Here is a 17,555-nt window from a genome sequence, read left to right as displayed (position 1 = left end):
TAAGCCTTGAGCTCCTCCATCCAGGTGCGCGGGGTAACCGTCCGGCGTCTCGGACCTTGTCTCAATCCAAAATCTGATGCGATCCTTTTGGAGATGGCGGGCTGATGGTGCCTACTATCTTTGGTGGGCACTATGTGGGTATATCGATGGCAAGCAAGCGTCGCAAGCACCAGCATTGGTCTGATGACGAGAAGCGTGAGATCGTTTCTAAGACTCGGGTTTACTACGCGGTCGAAGCCGATGATCCCGGTTCGCGCAAATGCGAAGGTCTGGTTGGCGGCTGGCTTAATTGGCATGCGGAAGGGGGTTGTCGGTCTGTCGGCGTTGACCGATACGGTTTTGCACCGAGATCCATATTTGGGTCATCTATTCGTCTGCCGTGGTCGGCGCTGCGATCTGATCAAGGTGATTTGGTGGGACAGGCAAGGGGCTTGCCTGTTCTCCAATCGCCCGGAACGGGGCCGGTTCATCTGGCCGTCGCGGGCACACGGAACACGAAATGATGCCCTGCCGATACGCTCAAACATGAGCGTAACAGGACGATGACGCGCCGATCCGAGTGGAGCTCACCAAACGCTCACCCTATAGCACATTTCTCGCAACCGAAGGCAGCCTTTGACGATCGCTCCCTCCTCTCCGGGGTTCAAGTCAAAAACACTGAACCGCCGCCTCCCAACCAAAAAGGGGGCACCCGGTGCCCCCTTCCACTCTTCAGGTCGCTTGCGGCCCATCAGGCCACAGGGATCAGAAGTGAACCGACTTCGTATCCAGCGGCTTTTGCAGCGGCGGGGCGAATTTGGTCAGGTCGATGCCGTCGACGGCGGTCTTGTATTCATCCACTGTCGGGGTCCGGCCCAAAATGGCCGAGAGCACCACAACCGGGGTTGAGGCGAGCAGGGATTCGCCTTTCTTGTCGGCGGAATCCTCCACCACACGCCCCTTGAAGAGGCGCGTGGACGTGGCCAGAACCGTATCGCCCTTGGCCGCCTTTTCCTGGTTGCCCATGCAAAGGTTACAGCCCGGACGCTCCAGATAGAGAATGTTCTCATAGTCCACGCGGGCGGTGCTTTTGGGCGCCAGATCATCAAATTCAAAGCCGGAATATTTCTGCAGGACTTCCCAATCCCCTTCTTCCTTCAGCTCGTCAATGATGTTGTATGTCGGGGCGGCCACGACCAGCGGCGCCTTGAACTCGACGCTGCCATTCTGGCCTTCCAAATTGCGCAGCATCTGGGCGACGATCTTCATGTCGCCCTTGTGCACCATGCAGGAGCCGACAAACCCGAGATCAACCTTTTTCTCCGCGCCGTAATAGGAAATCGGCCGGATCGTGTCGTGGGTGTAGCGCTTGGACACATCCGGATTGTTGACATCCGGGTCGGCGATCATCGGCTCGGAAATCTCGTCCAGATCAACAACAACTTCGGCGAAATATTTGGCGTTGGCATCCGGCGCCAGCGCCGGCTTTTCGCCGGACTTGATCTGGGCAATGCGCCTTTCGGCAATGTCGACCAGGCCCTGAAGCATCTTTTGCTCGTTGTCCATGCCCTTTTCAATCATGGTCTGGATCCGGCTCTTGGCGATTTCCAGAGACTCGATCAAAGTCGCGTCCTCGGAAATGCAGATGGAGGCCTTTGCCTTCATTTCAGCCGTCCAGTCAGTGAAGGTGAAGGCCTGGTCGGCGAGCAGCGTTCCAATGTGAACCTCGATGATCCGGCCCTGGAAGACGTTGTCGCCGAACTGTTTCAGCATCTGGGCCTGGGTGGCGTGGACCACATCGCGGAAGTCCATGTGATCGGCCATCTTGCCCTTGAAGGTGACCTTCACGGATTCGGGGATCGGCATGGTCGCCTCCCCGGTCGCCAAAGCCAGCGCAACGGTGCCGGAATCGGCTCCGAACGCCACACCCTTGGACATGCGCGTATGGGAATCCCCGCCGATGATGATGGCCCAGTCATCCACGGTGATGTCGTTCAGCACCTTGTGGATCACGTCGGTCATGGAATGATAGACGCCCTTGGGGTCGCGGGCGGTGATCAGGCCGAATTTGTGCATGAAGGCCATCAGCTTGGGCGTGTTCGCCTGGGCTTTCAGGTCCCAGACCGAAGCCGTGTGACAGCCGGACTGATACGCCCCGTCCACGGTCGGCGACAGCACGGTCGCGGCCATGGATTCCAGCTCTTGAGAGGTCATCAGACCGGTCGTGTCCTGGGAGCCGACAATGTTCACCTTGACGCGGACATCGGACCCCGCATGCAGAACCGTGCCCGGCGCAACACCGAGCGCATTGGCATTGAAGATCTTTTCAACCGCCGTCAGCCCCTGGCCCTCAAGGGAGATTTCCTTGGACGGGGCAAAGGCGGATTTCAGCTCAATGCCGAGAATATCGGAAGCAATCGTCTGCAGCTTCTTGCCGAAGACAATCGCGTAGGACCCGCCAGCCTTGATGAATTCCAGCTTTTGAGGTGTGAACGAGGCCGAAACATCAACCAGCTCTTCGTCGCCTGCTGCGCTGTAAAGCTTCTTGTCCTTGGTATTGATGGTCAGAACCGTGCCGGTTTCAACGGAGTATTTCTGCTCCAGAACCGGGTTGCCATCATTGTTGAGGATCGGGTTGCCCTCGCTATCCAGCTTCTTGACCCAGTTTTTAAGGTCAATGCCGATGCCACCGGTCACCCCCACGGTGGTCAGGAAGATCGGGGAAATGCCGTTGGTTCCGGCGACCACCGGGGCGATATTGACAAAGGGCACATAGGGGCTGGCCTGCTTGCCGGTCCACAGCGCGACGTTGTTGACGCCGGACATGCGCGAGGAGCCAACGCCCATAGTGCCCTTTTCAGCGATCAGCATGACGCGCTTGTCCGGATGCTGTTTCTGCAGCTCACGGATCTCCGCCTGTGCTTCCGGAGAGATCATGCACTTGCCGTGAAGTTCCCGGTCGGAGCGGGAGTGGGCCTGATTGCCCGGGGACAGAAGGTCGGTGGAGATATCCCCCTCGGCAGCAACATAGGTCACCACCTTGATCTCTTCGTCCACATTGGGGAGCTTGGTGAAGAACTCGGCCTTCGCGTAGCTCTCCAGGATGTCTTTCGCAACCGGATTGCCCGCTTCAAAAGCCGCTTTCAACCGGTCTGTATCCGCCTCATAAAGGAAGACCTGGGTCTTCAGAACGTCGGCAGCATCCTTGGCAATGGCCGCATCTTCTCCCAGGGCCAGATCCAGCAGGACTTCCACGGACGGGCCGCCCTTCATGTGGGAGAGAAGCTCAAAGGCAAAGGCGGGCGTGATTTCAGCAACCTCGGCCGTGCCCAGAATGATCTCTTTCAGAAACGCTGCCTTTTCGCCCGCCGCGCTCGTAGTGCCGGGCAAGGTGTTGTAAATGAAATAGTTGAGAGACGCTTCGCGATGCTCGTTGCCCGGTTCCTTGATCTGCGCAATCAGCTCCTTCAGCAGCGCGCCGTCGTCAATCGGCTTGGGGTGCAGCCCCTGCTCCTTGCGGCTTTCGATCTCATCCAAGTAAGCTGAGTACAGGCTCATGGCTTTCCCTACCAACTAGTGTTTCGCGACGCTTCAGCCCCGGATTGCCTCCTCTCGGCGCCCCGGTCGCTATGATTGTATGCGGCCGTATACTAAAAAGGTGTCAAATGCAAGACACCGGCCGTGCGAGGGGGCCGCCTTTTCCCAGATTTCCCCGTCCGGCGTCTTGAGCCCACGCATGGTCCCGCCCCTCTCGTCTGGCTTCAGGGCTTCCCTGGAAGGCCGAAATCCAGGAAGGGGCAGGATACGCCGACTTTCTTACAAAGTTGCAAAATCAGACTGCCCCCTTGAAGGCGCGCCCCGTGACGGCAGGCTTCCTTGAAAACCTGCGGTTTGAAGTCCCGCCAACGAAGGCCCCTCAGACCTCTTCATCCACCGGTGGCAAGGGCGTAGCCCGGTATGTGAGATCCAGCAAGATTTCCTCCAGCTCCGGATTCCGCCCGATTTCCCGGTGCGCCTTGTAGAACTGGCCATTGATGCGCAAGGAAGCATAGCCATGGATCCAGCTCCACAGCATGGTTTCCTTCGCCAGCCGCTCCTGCGCCGTCCCGGCCGTGCCGAAGTCGATCCAGCGGCACATATCGCGCAACACATCATAGGCAGCCCGGGCGGCCGGCTCCAGCTCCGGATAGAGCTCCACCTCCCGCTCCAAGGAAAACATCAGCCGGAACAGGTCCGGATTTTCGTCGGCAAACGCCACATATCCCCGGGCAACCGCCAGAACATATGCCGCACCGTCATTTTGCACTGCCGGAATATTTTCCGTCATTTTCCCGGCAAACATATAGAAGCCCTGCGCCACAATGGCCGCATGGAGAACCGCCAGGGAGCAGAAATGGTTCTTCGGCGCCCCATGGGACACCCCGGCACGGGCCGCACAGGCCCGCAGGGTTAGGCCTGACAGGCCTTTTTCTTTCAAAATGTCCAGCCCAGCCTCAATCAAGGCCTGTTTCAGATTGCCGTGATGATAACCCGCTTCGCCCAACGGCCAAGCCCTCCCCTCGTCATGCCCCGCATAAAATAGACACCGTCAACACTTGACGGACCGCACGCACAACCGCATATTGACACTGTCAACATTCAACTCTCCACGAGCCATAGGATGCTTTCATGCGGCCCCAGTGTTATGTTCGAGCCTCATTCTTTGCAAGCCAATGCCTTTTAAGTTCCGCCGCCCTTGCAGACGAACGCAAGGACTGGAGCGTCCTTGTGGGGGCAGGGGCCCTTGCAGCCCCGGAATTTCTTGGCTCTTCTGACTACACCGCCCTGCCAATCGTCATCGGCACGATCCAGAAAGGGCCGTATTTTCTGAAAATAACTGGGCCAAAGGCGACAGCCAACATTCTGCCATTCGACCAGTTTTACGCCGGTCCCCTCGTCGCCTACGGCGGCGGACGCAAGGACCTCTCTGACAAGGTGTTGAAAAAACTGCCGGAAGTAGACTCGGAACTTTGGGTCGGCGGTGCCTTTGGAGCGGGCTATGACGGGCTCATGCTGCAGCGGGACAAGATCGGCGCCCGCATCGAGATCGCGCATGACGTGATGGGCGACAGCGGCACAACGGCCACGTTCAGCGTCGGGTATGAACTCAACGCCACCCGAAGGCTGGCTCTGGGCATAGACCTTGCCACCACCTTCGTGGATGGCACCTATGCCGATACCTATTATTCGGTCGGCTCGGAAAGTTCCGCCGCCAGCGGCCTCAACACCTATGAAGCCGATGCCGGGTTCCGGGATATTTCGCTTAGCGTGACTTCACGATACGCGGTGACCGAAAACTGGGGCCTTGGAGGCTTAGCCGGAGGCTCCCTTCTGCTAGGGGACTTTGCCGACAGTCCCATTGTGGACGAACGTGGTCAGGCGGCCTCCGCCCAGGGTGGGCTGTTTCTGTGGTACCGCTGGTAAAGGCCACCGGGCACCGCTTGACCGGCCAACCAGACCGGGCCGCACGATGCATCTGGCCATTGAACGCAAATCGGCAGCAAAGAGGTCATGCGAAGGCCGTTTCTTGCTGGGCGTGATCTGATACCAACCTCAATAGATAGGAACCGATCTGACTGTGTTTGGGGACTGTTCGGCAAGGAGCAGGTTGCAGGGCGATATGGTTTATCGTTCAAAACCTGGGACGCAGCTGAACAGTCCTCAAACACGGCCTCGGTGGCCTGCTCCGGCCCGCCGGACTGCGTTGCGCCGCTTGAACGACCAACCAGGCCGTCCTGCGCAAAGCGCCTTGCCGGCCAATCCGGACCAGCGCAATCAGATGGGTTTCTATCTATTGACGTTGGTATAGTCCCCCCACGCCTCCACCAGATCCGGCATGAAGGGCAGATCCGTCACGCCGATATCTGCGCCCGCCTGGGTGAGCAGAGTCGACAGCTGACCCCGGTGATGGGTCTGGTGATTGAACATATGGGTAAGAAGCAGCCAGCGCGGCCGCGTGCGCGTGAGCCCGTCAGCACTCCGGCTCCAGCTCATGTCTGCCGCCAGCCAGTCCGGCGACAGACCGCCCGTGAAGGTGACGATGTCCTGGCTGATCTCCTTATGGGCAACGCGCAAGTCATCAAACGCATCGTAAATGTCAACGCCCATGCCTTTGACCTCATACGCCTTGCCCGTAAACCGGCCAAGCCACGTCCGGTCGCCAAAAAGCAGATGGTTCAGCGTGGAATGGACGGATTTGAAAAATGCGCCCCTGTCTTCCTTGCGCTGTGCATCGCTCATCTGGGACGCCGCCGCATAGACCTTGTCCGTCATCCAGGCATTATACGCGGCAAGACGTTGATACATTACAGGATCTGCTGACATGGAGGGCCTTTCTTGAAAGGTCTGCTCCCAGGTTCAGGAGCAGGATCTGGTCAGGTTGCGGCGGCATCCCCGTCCGCTTCTTCAGCGCCGGAAGCCGCCTTTTCAAACCGCTGGCTGTCCGGGTCCATCAGGCGCAATTCCCCGGAGCCGATATCGAACCAGGCCCCGTGCAGCATCAGGCCTCCCTCTTCGACAGCCGTGTCGACAAAAGGGAAGGTCAGCAGGTTTTTCAGGGATTGACGGATGCCCGCATATTCCATGGCCAGCTGCGGGTCGTCGGCCTTGTCTATCGGCATACAGGCCATGGCGATGGCCGCCGGCTCCAGGAGCTTGATCCAGCGGCCTATAAATTCACCCGTGGCCATGGGTGCATTGGCATTCTGGCGGAACGCCATCACGCCGCCGCACTGGCCGTGGCCCAGCACCACGATATGTTTGACCTTAAGGCTGTTGACTGCAAACTCGATCGCCGCGCTGGTGCCGTGCTGGCCTGCGGTATCCTCATAAGGCGGCACCAGATTGGCCACGTTGCGCACCACGAACAATTCGCCCGGCCCCGCGTGAAAGATCCCTTCCGGCGTTACTCGGCTGTCGCAGCACGAAATCACCAAAACTTCCGGTGTCTGCCCATAGACCGCGAGGCGCTCATGGGTTTCCTTGTAACGGACGAAGCCCTTGTTCAGATACCGGACATAGCCGTCCAGAAGCGGCTTGGGAAATTTCAACAGCGCGTCTCCTACTCTGCCGGCCCATGCCGGAGATTAGGAGGTTCTTAGCACCTGCCGGAATGAATGCAAGCTGGCCAACGCGTTTAAGGGCAGCCGCCGTAGCGGCCAAAAGAAGCGCCTCCGCCGCCTTGGTCAGAACCGTTCCGCCCGCAGGATCGCGCAATCCGACACGCTGACGACCCCGATATGGCGGTCCACAACCGAGAACGCAGCTTCCAGAAGTCCATCCAGCCGTTCCGGCCGGATAAGGCAGATGATCGCCACCATGCCGCCAGCGCGGGACACTTGGCCTTCCCGGCTCCAGCGCCCGGACCGGCCGCTGCCGCCCATGACCGGCAAGATGGTGAACCCGGTGACACCCGCCTCTTCCAGCGCATCGGTCAGCCGTGTCTCCATCGGGGCTTCGATGATGATTTCCACCCGCTTGGCATCTTTCATTTCCATGGACTTATCCTCCCACGGCCTTGGCAAGGCTCAGATAAAGCGGAATGCCCAGGGTCAGGTTGAACGGAAAGGTGATCCCGAGCGACATTGTCAGGTAAATTGACGGGTTTGCCTCCGGCAAGGCAACACGCATGGCAGCCGGAACCGCGATATAGGACGCAGAAGCGCTTAAGGTCATCAGGAGCAGAGTGCCGCCAACGGACAGGCCGATCAGGCTGCCCGCGAGCAGCCCGGCAAGGGCGCCGGTCATCGGCATCAACAGACCAAACAGGATCAAGCCCGGCCGCAAGAGCCCCGCACTGCTGCGCAGCCCCCGGCCCGCCACAAGACCCATGTCCAGAAGGAACAGGCACAACACGCCCTTGAACGGGGACACGATGAAACTCTCAATGTCCGACAGGCCCTTGGGACCAGACAAAAAGCCGATGAAGAACGAGCCCACAAGAAGGACGATGGATCCGTTGAGCAGAATCTCACGCAAAAGGCCCTTGGAGTCGCGCGAGCGCGCCTCATTGGCGTCCGGTGCTGAGAATTTGGCCGCCAGCCATAGTGCGGAGAGGATGGCCGGCGCCTCCATGGCTGCGGCAACCGCCACCAGATATCCTTCGCTGGCAATGCCCTGGCTTTGCAGAACCGATGTGGCCGCAACAAAGGTCACAATGGAAATCGAGCCGTAATGGCCCGCAACCGCTGCCGCATCCACAGCACCAAGCCGGGTCATGCCGCGCAGCAGGCAAAAGGCAGCAAAGGGAAGCACAAAAGACAGGACCACCCCGGCCAGGAGCGCCAGCAACAGCGTTGCATCGATCCCATGGGCACTGACACTGACACCGCCCTTGAAGCCGATGGCAAACAGCAGATAAATCGACAGCGCCTTTGCGGCAGCCTCTGGCACGGACAGATCCGAGCGCACCAGTGCGGCCCCGAGGCCGAGCGCAAAAAAGAGGATGATCGGCGACAGCAGATTTTCTGCCGCCAATGATAAAATCGTTTCTGCCAAGACCTGCCCAGCCCCTTCTTGCCTGTTCCAAAAGCCACCCATCCCGCGGCTGGACACATCATCCCCACGCAAGCCTTTACGTGAAAATGCGTATCCGCGCCCATATGGGAGCCCTTTCAGGGCAGTTCAAGGCAATAGTCCGCTCTTGAGCCAAATCGCGCGTCACCGGATGGGCCTTTCACTGCCTGAGATCAGAGATTTCAAAGCAAAAGACAAAACGGTTTGAAACCATTTGAACGCGGCACGTCCTAGGTTGCCACATTAAGCGCGTGGGGGACCGGCTCCTCGCCATGATCTTCATAGGCATGACGGATCTCCTCCGGCTGCATGCCCTCCATCTTGCCTGTCATCGGACGCACCGGTCCGTGATCGATGCCCGGTTCAAGCGCCTTAATCGCAGCCGCACGGTAGGCGGCCACGCCATCAAGGGCATGGGTGTCAGGGTGTCTCGTATCGAAAAACACGGCCGGTCCGTCTTCTTCCGGTCCGGTCTCTGCGTCGGGGCGCTGCGCGCTGTTACGCTTGTGTTTGCGGTCGTAGCCGGTGCCATCACCGTCCTTGTCCGCTGGATACTCTGTCGCATGCGCCACGACCTGGGCCGTTTGCGGCCTGTCGATCGTCGCCATATGGGCCTCCTGGCCATCACAGAACACCGCCTTCTGGCGGAACGGCTCAAGGATCTCGACAAAGCGTTAATAAATGTTTACGTTAAGTTAACCCGCTGTTTTCAAACAGAACACTTCAGAAAATCAAGCCGCCTTTTCATTGGCACGGGCGACGATTCTGACGACATCAGCCATGATATCGGTCAGCTGAAAGTCTTTCGGTGTATAGACGGCAGCAACGCCCATGGCAGTGAGCTTTGTGGCATCCTCATCGGGAATGATGCCGCCCACCACAACAGGAATATCCTGCGCACCAGCCGCCCGCAGCCGGTCCACCACATCGCGCACCAGCGCCAGATGGGACCCGGACAGGATCGACAAGCCAATGACGTGGACATCTTCCTCAATCGCTGCATTGACGATCTGGGCAGGGGTCAGCCGGATCCCCTCATAGACCACTTCCATACCGCAATCCCGGGCGCGTACAGCGATCTGCTCCGCTCCATTGGAATGACCGTCCAGCCCGGGCTTGCCGACCAGAAACTTGAGCCGGCGGCCCAAGGCCCCGGACACCTGCTCAACCCCGGCGCGTACCGTGCCCAAGTCTCCGGCCTCGTCGCGTGCGGCCTGACCGACCCCGGTCGGGGCCCGGTATTCGCCAAACACCTCCCGCAGGATCCGCCCCCACTCCCCCGTGGTCGCCCCGGCCTTGGCCGCTGCAATGGACGGTTCCATGATGTTGCGGCCCTCCTTGGCGGCAGATGCCAACTGGTCAAGCGCGCTTGAGACCGCCTCCTCGTCACGGCCCTCCCGCCAGGCCTTGATCCTGCCGACAGCCTCCGCCTCCACATGCTCCGGCACCGTAAGAATGGCCCCGTCTTCGCCCGCCCCAAGAGGCGACGGCTCGGTCTCGGTCCAGCGGTTGACCCCGACCACAACCTGATCTCCCGCCTCGATGGCGGCCAGCCGGGCCGAATTCGCCTCCACAAGCTGGCGTTTCATATAGCTTGAGTCAATTGCGGCCACCGCACCGCCCATGGCATCGATCCGGGCCAGCTCCGCGCGGGCCTCCTCCTTAAGAGCCTCAACCTTGCGGGTGATCTCTGTGGAGCCGTCAAAAATATCGCCATAGTCCAGAAGGTCCGTCTCATAGGCCACGATCTGCTGCATGCGCAGTGACCATTGCTGGTCAAAGGGACGCGGCAGACCGAGCGCCTCATTCCAGGCTGGCAACTGCACCGCCCGCGCCCGAGCGTTTTTCGACAGGACCACCGCCAGCATTTCGATCAGGATGCGGTAGACGTTGTTTTCCGGCTGGGGCTCTGTCAGGCCCAGCGAATTGACCTGCACCCCGTAGCGGAAACGCCGGTAGCGTTCCTCTTCCACCTGATAGCGTTCCCGGCAGATCTCATCCCAAAGCTCGGTGAAGGCGCGCATCTTGCAGAGCTCTGTGACAAAGCGCATGCCCGCATTGACAAAAAACGAAATCCGACCGACCGCCTTCGGAAAGTCTTCCTCTGGAATGGCTTTGCCGGCCTTCATGGAATCCAGGATCGCGACGGCCGTTGCCAATGCGAAAGACAGTTCCTGAACCGGTGTCGCCCCTGCTTCCTGCAAGTGATAGGAACACACATTCATCGGGTTCCATTTCGGCATATTGGAATAGGTCCAGGCAATCACATCCGTTGTCAGCTTGAGGGACGGCGCCGGCGGAAACACATAGGTGCCCCTGGACAGATATTCCTTGATGATGTCGTTTTGCGTGGTCCCTGCAAGCAATGACCGGTCGGCCCCCTGTTCATCGGCAGCGGCGATATAAAGCGACAACAGCCAGGGGGCCGTCGCGTTGATGGTCATGGAGGTGTTCATCCGCTCCAGCGGAATGTCCTTGAAAAGTGCGCGCATGTCGCCCAGATGCGCAACCGGCACACCAACCTTGCCAACTTCCCCTTTCGCCAGCAGGTCATCCGGGTCATAGCCGGTCTGGGTCGGCAGGTCGAAGGCAACGGACAGCCCGGTCTGACCCTTGGCAAGATTGCCACGGTAGAGCTTGTTGGATTCTGCCGCTGTGGAATGGCCCGCATAGGTCCGGAAGATCCACGGACGGTCCCGCTCCCGTGCTGTCTCATCCTTCTGGGTCATGCCCGTCTCCTCCTAAGGCCCTCAACCGACTGCTCTATTCCACTTAACGCAACGCTCTGACCGCCTAGTCTCCGGCCATTCGCAACACTGCAAAAGGGAAAGTGCGCCTGCGGAATCCCGATGTGCAATGCAAAATATGCTTGGCATCAAAACGCAAGTTAAGCAATAGTCGTATAGATGATAGGCATATTTTGAACAATAGTTGCGCAAATTGCCTGTTTCAGCCGCGTTCAACGTGTGCAGATGCGAAATTCAGTGGTGCCAGACAGCCCTGGGAGGGGGAAGGATGACAACAGCAGCAGCCGAGGCCAATGACAACCGAACGCGCGAGGATGCTCCGGTGAAAGACCTATACGAAATCGGCGAAATCCCGCCGCTCGGCCATGTTCCCAAAAACATGTACGCGTGGGCCATCCGCCGGGAACGCCATGGCGCTCCGGAGGACGCCATGCAGCTGGAAGTCGTGCCCACCTGGGAACTGGACAGCCACGAGGTGCTGGTTCTGGTGATGGCGGCCGGCGTCAATTACAACGGCATCTGGGCCGGGCTCGGCGAGCCGATCAGCCCGTTTGACGGCCATGGCGCGCCCTATCACATTGCCGGATCAGACGCCTCCGGGATTGTCTGGGCAGTCGGCGACAAGGTCAAGCGCTGGAAGGTCGGAGACGAAGTTGTCATTCACTGCAATCAGGATGACGGGGACGACGAGGAGTGCAATGGCGGCGATCCGATGTTCTCCACCTCCCAGCGTATCTGGGGTTACGAGACGCCGGACGGGTCCTTCGCTCAGTTCACAAGGGCCCAGGCCCAGCAGCTGATGCCAAGACCCAAGCATCTGACCTGGGAGGAAAGCGCCTGCTACACGCTGACCCTGGCCACGGCCTACCGGATGCTGTTCGGCCATCATCCCCATGAGCTGAAACCGGGGCAGAATGTTCTTGTCTGGGGCGCGTCCGGCGGCCTCGGCTCATACGCGATCCAGCTGATCACGGCGGCGGGCGCCAATGCCATTGGCGTGATTTCAGATGAAGACAAGCGCCAGTTTGTTCTGGACCTTGGCGCCAAAGGGGTAATCAACCGGAAGGATTTCGATTGCTGGGGTCAGTTGCCTACGGTCGGCTCCTCAGACTATGGCAAATGGTTCACTGAGGCACGCAAGTTCGGCAAGGCCATCTGGGAGTTCACCGGCAAGGGCAACAATGTCGATATCGTGTTTGAGCATCCGGGCGAAGCCACCTTCCCGATCTCCACGTTTGTGTGCAAGAAGGGCGGCATGGTCGTGATCTGCGCCGGGACATCCGGCTTCAACTGCACCTTCGACGTCCGCTATATGTGGATGCACCAGAAGCGGCTGCAGGGCTCGCATTTCGCCCATTTGAAACAGGCAGCAGCCGCCAACAAGCTGATGATCGAACGGCGGATCGACCCCTATATGTCGGAAGTGTTTGCCTGGGACCAGATCCCCAAGGCCCATACGAAAATGTGGAAGAACCAGCATGCACCGGGCAATATGTCCGTGCTTGTCTGCGCGCCAACCACCGGCCTGAGAACATTTGAGGACGTGCTCGAGGCGGGCAGCCGCTGAGTTTTCCAAAGGCCATGATACGGCTTGGCCGCCGGGCCTGCCGGGCGGCACTCATAATACCAAGCGCAATTACGCCATGCATCAGGTGGTCGCGAACATGCGCACCTGTTTGGAAAACCGGGAATGGCGCAGACCGAACGTGTGATGCAGGATCGTGTCCACGTCCTGAGGGTAGAACGGCTTGCGCAGAAACGCCTTTGCGCCAACTTCCTCGGCCGCCTTGTCCAGCGCATCATTCATTTCGGTCGACATGATGATCACATCAGAATTGGATGCATAGGCTGCCAGTTTCTGCGCCAATTCAATGCCGCTCATGTTGGGCATGTTGAAGTCGCTGAAGATGAGCTGATAGGTCTTGGCCTTCACCTTTTCCAGGGCGGAGGGACCGTCTTCGGCCTCGTCGATATCCAGATCGAAAATGCTCTTCTGCAGGACTTTCGAGACGATCCTGCGCACAGTCGCAGAATCATCCACCACCAGCACACTGTGTTTTGCCTGGATGGTTTCATAGGTCTTGACGATCTGATGAACGCTTTTGTTGGAAAAGGGTTTTTCCAGGAAGTCATAGGCTCCGAAGGATTTCAGTTTCTCTTCCGCCGCCTTGTCCAGATCATTGGACATGGAAATGGCAAACGTCTTGGCGCCCATGACATGGATCGCCGCCATCACCTCCACGCCATTCATCTGCGGCATGTTGATGTCCAGAAACGCCAGATCGAAGACGTTCTTGCTGAGGGTTTGAACGGCCTCCTGCCCATCCCGGACCATGATAATATCAAAGTCGCGGCCGGTCTGAAGGAGCGCCCGCTCGACAAACTTGCAAACTGTGGAGGAGTCATCAGCAATGATTGTCCGGATGCGCCCAGTATTCTCATTCACGGACATTCCAAAAACCTTTGAAGAGACCTGCACTTATGCAGCATTTACACAGTAACCTAACGCAAAAAAAGTAACTTCAGAATTAAAATTTGAACAATTCCGCACAAATGCTCAAGCCTTAAATGTACCAAAATTACAAAACTTGTGATTGCTCCTTGCGCAGCCCTATTTCTGCTTCGATTGAAAGCAAACGTTACGTAGCATTGATTCGTTTGCGCCTGGAGGGCTAATCAGGAGCCATGACGCCAATTTTCAGAACAAAAACAAGGCTGCCGGTAATGGCCGCAGGTTTGGCCGCGGCGCTTGCGCTCACCGCCTGTCAAAGCGAGCGGTTTCAAACCCCGCCCTTTTACAAGGACCTGAGCGGTGCCGACAGCAAAGTTGACCCGGCCACCGCAGCACAGATGATTTCGCAATACCGGATCAATAACGGCCTTCCGGCCGTCCGCCCGGACCCGCAACTGACCGCTCTGGCTCAGGCCCAGGCCGACGCCATGGCCGCCACCGGCAATGTGCAGGCCTCCCTTGCCCCGGACCGGCAGCTGGCAACGCGCATGGCCTCTATCGGCGAGGCCAAAACCGCAGCTTCGGAAAATGTCAGCGCGGGCTACAGAACCTTTGCCGAAGCCTTTTCCGGTTGGCGGGAGTCCCCCAAGCACAATGACGTGCTGCTGAGCCAGGGCGTAACCCGGCTCGGGATTGCCACCGCCTATTCTGCAAAGGCGAAACACAAGGTTTTCTGGTCCCTCGTTCTGGCAAACCCCAAACCCGGCAACTGAGAGACAGCACGAGCCGCTACGCAGTCAGACCCGGCACCCGCTTTTGCCGGAATTGCTGCAAAGTGTTGGCAAACCGCAATTCCGGACGCAAAACCGGTACCCACTTTTGCTGGAATTGCTTCAGTATCGCCGCGGATAGTAAGGCCGGACAGGGCGCGGCTGGAATGGGGGCGGCGGCGGGCGCCGGTAGATCGGATAGTTGCCGGTATAGCGCGGCACGCCGATATAGACGCCCGCATTGGGGATCGGCCGGCCATAATATCTGCCCTGAACACCATAGCTCAGATAGCGACCGGAGACCCAACCTTTGACATTGGCAAAGGCAGCATCACACCAGGTGAAATTCGCCGTACAGCCAAAAACGGTCACACCGCCGCCCCGAGGCACGGTTGCCAGAACCGGATAGCCTGTCCCCGGACCAGCCCGCATGTTCAGATTTGCAGTCGTATAAGCGATGGCCGGGCCGGACTGCGCCTGGGCCGGAAGCGACAGAAACGCAACGGCACACAAGGCCAGCGGCAAACGGATCAACATCATTTTCACTCCGAACAAACCGGCCGGCGCCACCCCGCCGGACATTCATGCCCACACGCCTGAGATCTGGGATCAGATCATGGCAAAATTACAGCAATTTCCGAAAGGTCACACCCACATTTCAAAAGGCCCTCGATTTTTCCTTGCCCTGGCAGCCCTCCCCCGGCTTGATGAGCCCAGGAAGACAAGGGGCCCCTTCATGAACAACTTTCACAAACAGTTACCAGGCCTCGCCCTGGTATTACTCCTGCCGCTCGTAATGCCTGTGGCCGCCCAGGGGGCTGATGCTCATGCCGGCTATTATTATCCCGCCCCCCAGACCCGGGAAGACTACGTCTCCGGCCTGACCATTGCTCCCGACGCTCAGGAACGCTCACGTGCCGCCTTCGTCATCGGGCTTGCCGCACAACATGCCAAAATGGCTCATGCCCCCGGATATCACCTCTTTGCCAAGGGCGCGAAGCTGGAAAAACTGATCATCGTGGCCACAGGAGATGTCCAGTATGACACGCTTTACCGCCTGCGGGCCCTGCTCGCCTCCCTGACCTCCCAAGCCAGATCAACCGAGATTTTTGCCCGTTCCAGCCAGCCCGAGGACCTGAACTTTCTCGATTTCTGCAAACTGATCGGTTTTGAACAGGTCACGGTCAGCAACGGCCGGGACATCGCCCATCAGATCAGGATCGAGTAGGGCCGGACGGCACAAGAAGCAGCGGCCCCGCGCCTGGAACAGGAGAACCAGTCAACTGGGGGGCAGGCGGTCAGGTTTCGGTGGCCAATCTCTAAACGGCGCCGCGCCCAGTCACCGCTCCAGTTCGCCCTTCAGCCAGTCCCGGTATTGCGAGCGGGTGCCAAAAAACGCGTTTCTGTCCACATCGCCCTTCACTCCGGGAACGCGGCCTTCGGCTGTATATTGCCAGAACACCCAGTCGTCCCGCTTGTCATAAATGTTTTTGGGGTGGGTGGCGACGGAGCGCAGCCAGAAGTGCTCACCATGAAGGGCCCCGACCAGCCGGTCCCGGTGAAAATCCACCGAAGAATAGATGACCGGCCTCTTGCCGTAATGGCGCTCCATCTCATCCAGAAAGACTTTCATGTCCCGCAGGATCTGCGCCCGCTCCGGCCGGATGCGGCAGGTCTTTGAATGGGCATTCCACTCCATATCCAAAACCAGCGGGATCGCCTGCGGATCGCGGGGAATGATTTCCTTGACCCAGGCTATCTGCTCCTCCACCGGCCGGCAGAAATAATAAAAATGATAGGCGCCTCTCGGCACCCCCGCCTTACGCGCTTCGATCCAGTTCCGCTCAAACATGGGATCGACATGGTCACCGCCTTCCGTCGCCTTGATCCAGGCAAAAGCGACGCCGGACTTCTTGACCCTCTTCCAGTCAATCTCGCCCTGCCAGCGGGACACATCAATGCCGTGAACGGCATAATCTTCCGGCGTCGGATCTGGAAAGTCGTAAGCGGAACAAGCGCTCAACAGCAAAAATCCAAGGATCGGACAAAGAGACTTCATCAACTGCAGCAGCACGGCACCCTCGGCAGGTTAACAAAAACTTTCTTTCGCCGCGCAAATTGCGCGCAATTTCCTAACGGAGCGTGGACGCCGTTTCGCTTTTCCAAAAAATCCGGCTTTTCCAGGACCAGATAACGCGCTTGTGAACATTTGACCGCTCTCAGACATCATCGCGGCTTGTGCAACGGCAAGGTCCCGGCTCCGCACTGCCAAATTAAAGACGTTACGTTATCTCAAAATATAAATTTGAATAACAAGCCAAAGGAAAATGATAAAAATCGCAGGTCGTCGAAATGTAAAATAGAAACTTACAGGCGCGGCCATGAAGCGTCATTCGTGTAGACTATTTCGCCGGGAGCTTCTAAACAATCATCAAAAGACGAAAAGTCCAGAGGCCTTTATGAATGAACGTGAAATCAAAATTGTCGAAACGGCATTGCAGCTCTTTTCGCATTATGGCGTCAAGAAGACGACAATGAGCGAAATTGCGACCGCCGCCGGAGTTGCAAGACAAACGCTTTACAATGCGTATGATTGCAAAGAACAACTGATCTATGACGCGGTTCAACATCATGTCAGCAAATCCGCAACTGCCATTTCGGAAGAATGCCGCGATCTGGAAGGGCTTGGCGAACGGTTGGAGGTGGCGTTTCACCACCTGTGCGCGACGCCGTGCGAGATGATGCTGCAAATGCCCCACCGGGAAGAGATCATGCAGGTGGTTGGCGCGATGGGGCAGGACAAGAAGCAGACCATTATCCGAATTTGCAATGAAGCCATCGGGGAAGCCCTCGACCCTTACAGGAACAGGCTGGCCCTGGGCCCAATTTCGTTTGAAGATTTGTGCGACTTCCTCCGGATGTGCTTTCAGCAGATCAGACAAAGGTCGGAAACGTCCGAAGACATCTATTCCTCCTTCGCCCCCCTGAAGGTGCTGGTGGAAAACAGCATCCGGCACTGACCTCCAAGGCTCAAGGGTCAGATTTCCGGCCTTT

At 58.4% G+C, this 17,555-nt stretch carries 17 protein-coding genes; 6 read left to right on the top strand and 11 right to left on the bottom strand.

What is annotated here, in order from left to right:
- Positions 1 to 132 precede the first annotated feature (132 nt).
- Positions 133 to 546, top strand: coding sequence for an IS66 family insertion sequence element accessory protein TnpB (gene tnpB / locus ACXAIC_RS14400; RefSeq protein WP_475180373.1), 414 nt, complete (start codon positions 133 to 135; stop codon positions 544 to 546).
- Between the two features lie 198 nt (positions 547 to 744).
- On the opposite strand, the gene ACXAIC_RS14395 is transcribed toward tnpB, so the two are convergent.
- Both ACXAIC_RS14395 and ACXAIC_RS14390 read right to left on the bottom strand, forming a co-directional pair.
- Positions 745 to 3,537 (bottom strand): bifunctional aconitate hydratase 2/2-methylisocitrate dehydratase, encoded by a 2,793-nt coding sequence (locus ACXAIC_RS14395; RefSeq protein WP_475180369.1) that lies wholly within the window; start codon positions 3,535 to 3,537, stop codon positions 745 to 747.
- A 358-nt stretch (positions 3,538 to 3,895) separates the two neighbouring features.
- Positions 3,896 to 4,522, bottom strand: coding sequence for a TetR/AcrR family transcriptional regulator (locus tag ACXAIC_RS14390; protein WP_475180363.1), 627 nt, complete (start codon positions 4,520 to 4,522; stop codon positions 3,896 to 3,898).
- 125 nt (positions 4,523 to 4,647) lie between these two features.
- Here ACXAIC_RS14390 and ACXAIC_RS14385 point away from each other — a divergent pair, with 125 nt between their 5' ends.
- On the top strand, positions 4,648 to 5,442 hold the full coding sequence (locus ACXAIC_RS14385) for a MipA/OmpV family protein (protein WP_475180358.1): 795 nt from the start codon (positions 4,648 to 4,650) through the stop codon (positions 5,440 to 5,442).
- A gap of 363 nt (positions 5,443 to 5,805) precedes the next feature.
- Here ACXAIC_RS14385 and ACXAIC_RS14380 read toward each other — a convergent pair whose 3' ends face one another.
- From ACXAIC_RS14380 to ACXAIC_RS14355, 6 genes are all read right to left on the bottom strand, one after another.
- Positions 5,806 to 6,324 carry a DinB family protein gene (locus ACXAIC_RS14380; protein ID WP_475180356.1) on the bottom strand — a complete coding sequence of 173 codons (519 nt, stop codon included), beginning with the start codon at positions 6,322 to 6,324 and terminating at the stop codon, positions 5,806 to 5,808.
- Positions 6,325 to 6,392: 68 nt separating this feature from the next.
- Positions 6,393 to 7,070, bottom strand: a complete 678-nt coding sequence (locus tag ACXAIC_RS14375) for a carbonic anhydrase (RefSeq protein WP_475180554.1) — start codon at positions 7,068 to 7,070, stop codon at positions 6,393 to 6,395.
- Positions 7,071 to 7,202: 132 nt separating this feature from the next.
- On the bottom strand, positions 7,203 to 7,514 hold the full coding sequence (locus ACXAIC_RS14370; RefSeq protein ID WP_475180352.1) for a DUF3240 family protein: 312 nt from the start codon (positions 7,512 to 7,514) through the stop codon (positions 7,203 to 7,205).
- A gap of 4 nt (positions 7,515 to 7,518) precedes the next feature.
- Positions 7,519 to 8,493: a sodium-dependent bicarbonate transport family permease gene (locus ACXAIC_RS14365; protein WP_475180348.1), complete on the bottom strand. Its 975-nt coding sequence runs from the start codon at positions 8,491 to 8,493 to the stop codon at positions 7,519 to 7,521.
- 269 nt (positions 8,494 to 8,762) lie between these two features.
- Entirely contained in the window at positions 8,763 to 9,140 is a 378-nt protein-coding gene (locus ACXAIC_RS14360; protein WP_475180344.1) for a hypothetical protein, read from the bottom strand.
- A 123-nt stretch (positions 9,141 to 9,263) separates the two neighbouring features.
- A complete protein-coding gene (locus ACXAIC_RS14355) occupies positions 9,264 to 11,261 on the bottom strand; it encodes a methylmalonyl-CoA mutase family protein (protein ID WP_475180341.1) in 1,998 nt (665 codons plus the stop codon).
- A 286-nt stretch (positions 11,262 to 11,547) separates the two neighbouring features.
- Between ACXAIC_RS14355 and ccrA the strand changes: the two genes are divergently transcribed.
- Positions 11,548 to 12,846 (top strand): crotonyl-CoA carboxylase/reductase, encoded by a 1,299-nt coding sequence (ccrA, locus tag ACXAIC_RS14350; protein ID WP_475180338.1) that lies wholly within the window; start codon positions 11,548 to 11,550, stop codon positions 12,844 to 12,846.
- 81 nt (positions 12,847 to 12,927) lie between these two features.
- Here the strand turns inward: ccrA and ACXAIC_RS14345 are convergent, their stop codons facing one another.
- Positions 12,928 to 13,725, bottom strand: a complete 798-nt coding sequence (locus ACXAIC_RS14345; RefSeq protein ID WP_475180333.1) for a response regulator — start codon at positions 13,723 to 13,725, stop codon at positions 12,928 to 12,930.
- Positions 13,726 to 14,003: 278 nt separating this feature from the next.
- Here ACXAIC_RS14345 and ACXAIC_RS14340 point away from each other — a divergent pair, with 278 nt between their 5' ends.
- The gene (locus tag ACXAIC_RS14340) at positions 14,004 to 14,504 is read left to right on the top strand and encodes a CAP domain-containing protein (protein ID WP_475180329.1); all 501 of its coding nucleotides are present in this window, start codon (positions 14,004 to 14,006) and stop codon (positions 14,502 to 14,504) included.
- Between the two features lie 120 nt (positions 14,505 to 14,624).
- Here ACXAIC_RS14340 and ACXAIC_RS14335 read toward each other — a convergent pair whose 3' ends face one another.
- Positions 14,625 to 15,041: an SH3 domain-containing protein gene (locus ACXAIC_RS14335; protein WP_475180323.1), complete on the bottom strand. Its 417-nt coding sequence runs from the start codon at positions 15,039 to 15,041 to the stop codon at positions 14,625 to 14,627.
- A gap of 196 nt (positions 15,042 to 15,237) precedes the next feature.
- Between ACXAIC_RS14335 and ACXAIC_RS14330 the strand changes: the two genes are divergently transcribed.
- A complete protein-coding gene (locus ACXAIC_RS14330) occupies positions 15,238 to 15,729 on the top strand; it encodes a hypothetical protein (protein WP_475180318.1) in 492 nt (163 codons plus the stop codon).
- Between the two features lie 111 nt (positions 15,730 to 15,840).
- On the opposite strand, the gene ACXAIC_RS14325 is transcribed toward ACXAIC_RS14330, so the two are convergent.
- Complete coding sequence (locus ACXAIC_RS14325; RefSeq protein ID WP_475180314.1) at positions 15,841 to 16,560, bottom strand: glycoside hydrolase family 25 protein; 720 nt, start codon at positions 16,558 to 16,560, stop codon at positions 15,841 to 15,843.
- 322 nt (positions 16,561 to 16,882) lie between these two features.
- Here ACXAIC_RS14325 and ACXAIC_RS14320 point away from each other — a divergent pair, with 322 nt between their 5' ends.
- Entirely contained in the window at positions 16,883 to 17,521 is a 639-nt protein-coding gene (locus tag ACXAIC_RS14320; protein WP_475180310.1) for a TetR/AcrR family transcriptional regulator, read from the top strand.
- Positions 17,522 to 17,555 lie beyond the last annotated feature (34 nt).

The sequence above is a fragment of the Roseibium sp. AWQ4_254 genome, assembly GCF_056161025.1.
This window is presented reverse-complemented; position numbering and strand designations above follow the sequence as displayed.